Origin of the sequence: Kitasatospora sp. NPDC002965 (assembly GCF_040611255.1) — a bacterium.
Lineage (GTDB): Bacteria > Actinomycetota > Actinomycetes > Streptomycetales > Streptomycetaceae > Kitasatospora.
In genome coordinates, this window is record NZ_JBEXNT010000124.1 from 21,603 (window position 1) to 28,579 (window position 6,977).

General features: G+C 75.2%; 6 protein-coding genes. 3 read left to right on the plus strand and 3 right to left on the minus strand.

Translation table 11 applies throughout. The annotated features are described in order from the left end of the window. Window positions 1-89: 89 nt before the first annotated feature. Both ABZY91_RS33305 and ABZY91_RS33310 read right to left on the minus strand, forming a co-directional pair. On the minus strand, window positions 90-986 hold the full coding sequence (locus tag ABZY91_RS33305; protein ID WP_355406859.1) for a hypothetical protein: 897 nt from the start codon (window positions 984-986) through the stop codon (window positions 90-92). Window positions 987-1,140: 154 nt separating this feature from the next. Continuing rightward, on the minus strand, window positions 1,141-2,409 hold the full coding sequence (locus tag ABZY91_RS33310) for an Hsp70 family protein (protein ID WP_355406861.1): 1,269 nt from the start codon (window positions 2,407-2,409) through the stop codon (window positions 1,141-1,143). 422 nt (window positions 2,410-2,831) lie between these two features. On the opposite strand from ABZY91_RS33310, the gene ABZY91_RS33315 reads away from it, so the two are divergent. From ABZY91_RS33315 to ABZY91_RS33325, 3 genes are all read left to right on the plus strand, one after another. Then, a complete protein-coding gene (locus ABZY91_RS33315) occupies window positions 2,832-3,818 on the plus strand; it encodes an aminoglycoside phosphotransferase family protein (RefSeq protein ID WP_355406863.1) in 987 nt (328 codons plus the stop codon). 526 nt (window positions 3,819-4,344) lie between these two features. Beyond that, on the plus strand, window positions 4,345-4,539 hold the full coding sequence (locus ABZY91_RS33320; protein ID WP_355406865.1) for a hypothetical protein: 195 nt from the start codon (window positions 4,345-4,347) through the stop codon (window positions 4,537-4,539). A gap of 152 nt (window positions 4,540-4,691) precedes the next feature. Then, on the plus strand, window positions 4,692-4,952 hold the full coding sequence (locus ABZY91_RS33325; protein ID WP_329881041.1) for a hypothetical protein: 261 nt from the start codon (window positions 4,692-4,694) through the stop codon (window positions 4,950-4,952). A 70-nt stretch (window positions 4,953-5,022) separates the two neighbouring features. On the opposite strand, the gene ABZY91_RS33330 is transcribed toward ABZY91_RS33325, so the two are convergent. Continuing rightward, window positions 5,023-6,708, minus strand: coding sequence for a phospholipase (locus ABZY91_RS33330; protein WP_355406867.1), 1,686 nt, complete (start codon window positions 6,706-6,708; stop codon window positions 5,023-5,025). Window positions 6,709-6,977: the final 269 nt, after the last annotated feature.

Consider the following 6,977-nt stretch of genomic DNA (forward strand, 5'->3'; position numbering starts at 1 on the left):
TCCGATGGTGGTGGGGCTGCCGGTGGTGCCTGGGAGGGATCGGATCGGGAGTCGGGGCCGGCCCCACGGTGGCGGGGCCGGACCGCGACTCAGAACGAGATGATGTCCTCCAACAGCTCGCCCAACCGCTCGGCCGGCTCCACCAGCGGTTTCAGGCGCGCGAGTTCGGCGGCGGCGAGGGCCCGGTCACGGTCCCGGAGGGCCGCCCAGGACGGCACGTCGTCCCACCAGCTGCTGACCCGGTCCCACAGCGTGTCGCGCTGATCGGCCAGTTGGGCGGAGGCCATCAGGCTGTCGATCGAGGCGGACAGTCGCATCGCCCGCCCGACGATGCCGAAGCGGAGCGTCCAGAGCACCGGCAGCGCCACGTTCTCCGGCTCCGGTCCGCAGACCAGCGGGATGAACGCCCCCTGGATGTGGCGGGTTTCGGCGACCGCCTCGATCAGCGGCCGGAACGGTCCGACGAACCGATCCTCCGCGTCGTCGGCCCCGAGGTCGACCAGATCGGCCTTGGTGAGGGCGATCACCAGCGGTGTCAGCGTCTCCTCCCGATCGGCGAGGGCCTGGTGGACCCGGACCGTCAGCCGCCGGACGGCTTCGGCTGCCTCCGGGTCGATGTCCAGCCGGAGGGCGTCGACGAAGAGCACGATGCCGTCGGCGGCGACCAGGTCGTCGTGCAGGTCGGCCGCCTGCCGGCTGTCGCTGCGGTGCTCCGTGAGCGCTCCCCCGCGGTGGTCCTTCCAGCGGAACGGGAAGACGTCGGCCCCGTCGTGGCGCAGGACGAAGTCGTAGGCGCGGGGCCGGTCGCTGGGCCGGGGGTAGCGGCCGCTCAGGATGTCCCGTGCGCCGGACGTCAGCACGCGGTGGGCGGTCGCGTCGGCGGTGCTCAGCGTCATGCCCTCGACGCCGTCGCACATGGCCGCGTACATCAGGGAGAGGTAGCTGGTCTTCCCGGCCGCATGGTGGCCGAGCATCACGATGTCCATGCGATTCCTCGCGGCTCCTCGGGAGGCGGGCGGGTCCGGTCGGAGTGCTCCCGACGGGCGGGACACGGAGTTGGGGGTGCGGTGTCCGGTCCCGGCCCGGCGGTTCGTTCCGGGGCGGGGGTTCGTTCCGGGGCGGGTCGGTTCGGATCAGGGGTCAGAGGGGCCGGCGCCCGTCCAGACGGGGGTCGTTCTCGTCCGGATAGTGGGTGACGGCCCAGCGCTTGGCACTCTGGCCGGCGTCTGCGCCGTCGTGGGCACCGCCGGCGCCGTCCGCCGGTCCGGGCGAAGCCGGCGGGTCGGTGAGCGCACCGAGCGCGACCACGGCCTTGGGATCGGCGGCCAGTTCGGGAAGCCGGCCCAGACGGGCGGCGATCAGGTCGGCGACCACCGGAGTCCGGCCGGCCGCGCCGCACAGGACGACGGCGGCGAGGTCCTCCGGGGACACTCCGGCCCGGGCCAGCGCCCGTTCCAGCAGTTCGACGGAGGCGGTGAGCGCCGGGGTGACGGCCGCCCGGTACTCGCCGCCCTGGACGACGAACGGGTCGCGGTAGCCGGGCACCGCGAGGTAGACCGTCCCGGTGCTCGACAGGGACTCCTTGGCGAGGGTCAACTCCCGTGCGAGCTGGAAACGCTGGTGGGCGGTGGCAGCGTCGGAAGCGTCAGCGGAATCGGAAGCGGCAGCGGACGCCGGATCGGGCCAGAGCCGGTACCAGGGGGCCGGGTCCACGTCCAACGCGCGGTCGCGGAGCAGTTCGAAGAGGGCCTGGTCGAGGTCCCGGCCGCCGAAGTCCGGGTTGCCGGCGACCGCGACGGCCCTGAACTCGCCCCCCTCCCGGCGGAGTACGGCGATGTCCACCGTCCCGCCGCCGAGGTCGTAGACGGCGATCGGGCGGTCCTCGTACGGCGCGGAGCCGTCGGCGTGCCCGGCCTCACCGGCGTCCGCCCCGAGGGCCGCCGCGGCGGCGTGGAAACGGGCCGCCGCCACCGGCTCGGCCAGCAGCTCCGGGTCGTCGATACCGGCCCGGACGGCCGCCTCGACGAGCCGGCCCAGATCGACCGGCGACCAGTCCGCAGGGTGGGTGAGCACGGTGCGCGCCGGGGCGCCGCCCCCGTTCTGCGTGCGGGCCTCCGCCGCCGCGCGGGCCAGTACGGCGGCGACGAGGTCGACCGTGGCCACCTCTCGGCCTTCCAGCAGGACGGCCCGCTGGCGGAGCAGCGCCCTCTTGGGGCCGAGCTCCGCCCGTTCCGGCCGCTGGGCGGCGAGTTGGACGGCGGCGCGGCCGGTGAGCAGCGCCCCGGCGTCGTCCAGGCAGACCAGCGAGGGCAGGTAGCGGCTGTTCTCGATCTCGACCGCCACCACCGGACCGGCCTGCGCCACGCGAACCGCCGCGGTGGTGAAGCAGGTACCGAAATCTATGGCCAACGACCAGTCAGACACGTTTCCTCACAAGGCAGTTGCGACACGAGAGTGCGCGGCGGAGCACAGCCGGGGCAGCGGCCCCAGGTGTCCCGCGCAGGATGTTAGGCCCCCACGGGCGACTCTGAAACGGGTCGGGACATTTTGTAACAATGGCATGCACATTGCCGCTTCGGCGCCGAGGCGTCGGCGGCACGGCACGGGGCCGGCACCTCGGCCCCCGGGTCCGGGGCGCCGGCCCCCAGTCTCCGCGCACCCGGCGGCCGAAACACCGTCAGGTGACCGAATGGGGACGGAACACCCGGCGGCCGGCCATGCGGGCCGACGTGCGAGAGTCGGAACCACTGCGCGGCGGAACCCCGTGCAGCGACCGAACCGGCACGACCCGCCGGACACAACCTGCCCGGCCCCGACGAGGAAGGCTTCCGTTGAACAACCGCGACGCCGCCCCCGATACCACCCCCGCCCCCGTTCGCGCCCTCGCCCCCGTTCGTGTCCCCGAGGAGTTCGCCGCCGCCTACGGCGCACACGGGGTCGCCGAGCGTGCCTGGATCGGGGAACTCCCTTCCCTCGTTGCCGAGTTCCTGGACCGATGGACCCTGCGACCGGACGGCCCGCCCGCCCACGGCATGGCCTCGCTGGTCCTTCCCGTCCTGCGGGCCGACGGCTCCCCCGCGGTCCTGCGGCTGCAACAGGTCCGCGAGGAGACGGCCGGCGTCGCCGCCGGGCTGCGCGCCTGGCGGGGCGAGGGCGCCGTCCTGCTGCTCGACGACGACCCAGCCACCGGCACCCAACTGCTCGAACGGCTCGACGCGGCCCGGCCGCTCGGCGTGGTGGCCGACGACGACACCGCGCTGTCGGTCCTCGCCGGCCTGATGGCCCGGCTGACGGCCGTCCCCGCCCCGGCCGGGCTCCGCCGCCTCGGGGACCTCGCCGCCGCCATGGTCGACGAGGCACCCCGGGCCGTCCCTTCCCTGCGGGACCCCGACGAGCGACGCCTCCTCCGCACCTGCGCCTCGACGGTGGCCGCACTGCTCGACGAGCCCGGTGATCGGCTGCTGCACTGGGACCTCCACGACGGCAACGTGCTCGCCGGCGAGCGCCACCCGTGGCTCGCCATCGATCCCGAACCCCTCTCGGGCGACCCGGGATTCGACCTGCTCCCGGCCATCGACCAGCGGTGGGACGCCGCGCACCGGGGTTCCGCCACCGAACGGACCGTCCTCCGGCGGTTCGACCTGCTGACCGGCACGCTCGGCCTGGACCGTTCGCGGGCCGCCGGCTGGACGCTCGGCCGCGTGCTGCAGAACGCCCTCTGGGACGTCGAGGACGGCCGGACCGCCCTGGAACCGTCCCAGGTCGCCGTCGCCACCACACTGATCCGGCACCGCCTCGGTCAGGGCGTGGAACCGTGAACCGGCCTGCGTCCCTCCGCACGGAGACGGCGGTTCCGAGCCCGGACAGCGCCTGGCGCCACTCCCGGTCGACGCCTGGCCTGGTCCCGCGGGACCGACGGGCGCGGGGGTGCCTTGAACGAGCCGGACCGGCCGCCGGTGGAACACCGGCCGCCGCCTGACCGGATCGGCCGGCGGGCCACCGCCCGGACGCCCGGTCCGGGCTACGCCGCCGTGCTCGCCGGGTCCTCGGCCCTGGCGGCCGGCTCCGTGTGAGGGTCTCCGACACCGCGGCCAGCTGGACGGTCACCACGCGGACCGGCGAGGACAGCGACACCACACCCCTGGCGGGGCTGCGACTGGAGCAGCACCCCGCCGTTCCCGCGTCGCACCCCGGGGACCGGCGGACGGACGGACGGCAGGACACCGCGCACGGAGCACACGGAGCGGCAGGGCCGGAGGAGGACGCGGCGGCGGAGGCCGCCCCGGGACGCGGCGGCTGTGGCCGCCCCGGCCGGTCCTGGTCGTCCGCCCGCTCCACCGCACCGTGCTCGGCGCCGTCGCCCTGTGGGCGGGCGCCGCGATCGGGCTGAACGCCACCGACGCCATCGACCGGTACCACCCGATGGCAGTCTTCGCGGTGGAGGCGGCCGGCGGTTTCGTCCTCTTCCTCGTCACGATGCTCTTCGGCGAATGGCTGCTGTCCCGGCGAAGCACCCCTCACGAGTCGGCCGGAGGGTAGCCGCACGGTCTGCGGCCCTCCCCCCGGCTCCCCTGCCGACCCGCGCCGTCGGTCGGCGCGAGCACGGGCCGAGGGGCGCGCGACGCGGCCCCTGCCATCGGCCGGGCGACCGACGGGCGGAACCGCACAGGTGAAGGTCAGGTTGCATTCGCGTGAACCGCCTCAACCACCCGCTCCGCACAACCGTCCGTCTCCTCGCCCGGATCCGCTCAGCCGTCGAGCGCCTCGACGCCCGCGCCGACGCCGCCCTGCGGGCCTGGGCCCGCCCGCTCACGGCCCGCACCGCCGAGCTGCTGCGCCGCATGGCCGCCGCCAACTGCAGTGACGCGCTCAGCCGCCACCTCCCCTGTCGCGCCCGCGAACGGGCCGCCCGCGACGCCGCCGCGGGCCACGACGGCCGGCCCGGCTCGTAGATCCGGCTCGTAGATCCGGCCCGAAGGACCGGCCGGACGGCCCGGCCCGGGCCGGGCCGGGCCGCCGGGGTCAGGCGCGGCAGAGGCCGGTGGCCCAGTCGACGGTCGCGGCGGCCTGGGAGTAGCGCCACTCGGGGGCGAGCAGGTCGCGGTCGAGCTGCGCGGCGGCGGTGCGGTCCTCGACGACGTAGCCGAAGTCCTGGAGCCAGGCCGGGTAGAGGTTCTTCGATCCGATGTAGAAGGCCGAGTCGTCGACCGCGACCAGCTTGTGGTGCAGTGCGTACGGGTGTCCGTCGGCCCAGGTGGCGGTGGGGGCGGCCCGGAAGGCGGCGAGCTGGAGGTTGCCGCAGAGCGCGGCGGTGGCCTTGGTGCGGTCGCCGGTCAGGGTGGCGAGGCGGGCCCGGAGCACGTCGCTGATCTCGGCCAGGGACTTGATCTGCGAGTAGCCGCCGCTGCCGACGGCGCCGCGGTTGGCCGGGTCGCTGACCACGATCCGCACCTTGACCCCGGCGGCGAGCTTCGCGGCCAGCAGGTCGTAGAGGCGGGTGTCGTAGCGGGGCAGCGGCGGGCAGGTGCCGTTCACGTCCTGCTGGGAGATCTCGATGTGCCGCCGGGCACTGCCGACGAGGGCCCGCAGGGCGTTCTCCTCGGGGTTGACCGTCTCGTAGTCGCGGTCGGCGTTGGTGTTGTCGTGCAGGCTGAACGGGCTGCACTTGGCGTCGGCGGCCCCGACCACCGGGCCGGGCCGGTAGCCGGACGCCGGGTCGGCGGCCTTGATGCCGACGCCGAGCCCGCCGACGGCGATCACCGGGACGGTCCCGGTGGCGGGGGCGGCCGGGTTGAGGTCGCGCTCGATCGACGGGCGGCAGGCCCCGCCGTCCGAGGAGGCGAACCAGGCGTTGTCGAAGAGGCCGGTCCGGCCGCAGGTCCACTCCCACAGGGTGTCCAGGTAGCGGGCGGCCGAGGTGGCGGCGGGGCCGCTGAGCGCCAGGTCGACGTCCGAGACGGGGTGGGCGGTGTCGAGGTAGTCGTTCTTCCAGCCGTTGATGCCGCCGGCGATGACGGTCCGTCCGTCGACGACCAGGAGCTTGGAGTGGTTCCAGGAGAACGCGGTGCGCGAGGTGGTCATCGAGGCGATGTTCAGACTGACCGAGCCGGCCGCCGGGCCGAGCCCGGCAACCAACTCGTCGCGGTAGCGGGAGGGCAGGACGTTGGCGTTGTAGAGCGGCGCGGCGCCGACCAGGATGCGCACGACGGGGCGGTGCCCGGCGGCCACCGCGGCCTTGAGTCCGGCGACGAGGGCGTCCTCGAAGCCGCCGTCGGGGAACGGCGCGAGGGTCGAGACGTCCACGGTCCGGGTCGCGGCGGCGACGTCGGCGGTCATCTTCGCCAGCAGCGCGCGGGTGCCGGGCCGGTCGGCGCAGGTGGCGTCGCCCCAGCAGCCGGGTGTCTGGAGCAGCCAGCCGGCCGGCTCCGCCCCCGTACCGGCACCGGCACCGGCACCGGCACCGGCCAGGCTGTTGCCCTCGGTGCGCTGCCAGACGGTGCCCTCCAGCCCGGGCGACACCTCCCGCAGGACGCGCTCCACGGCGTCGAGGTGCGCGGTGCCCGTGTCACCGTCGGCCAGGGTGGTGGGGGCGGGTGCGGCCGCACGGGCGGACGTGGGCGGGACGACGGCCAGCAGGCCGGTGGCCGCGGCGGTGGCGAGGGCGGCGCGCAGGACGCGGCCGGGGCGGCGGGAGGAGGGTCGGAGCACGTGACGTTCCTTCAGGGCGTGACGGGTGGCTCATGGTTCACCCGTGGGACGACCTGAGATTACCGAGAAGTAATATCCCGTCCAATTTGTGCATGACAATGAGCCACCGGGCTTGATTCGCACCCGCCGTCCGACCCCCGCCACATGGCCGCCGCGCACCGGGGCGGCGAGGCCGGGCCGCGCGCCCCGCCACGGGCCCGCCCGAAAGGCCCCCACCCCCCGCGGGGTGGAGCCGGCGGGGCGGGGCGGGCGGGGGGCGCCAGCACCCG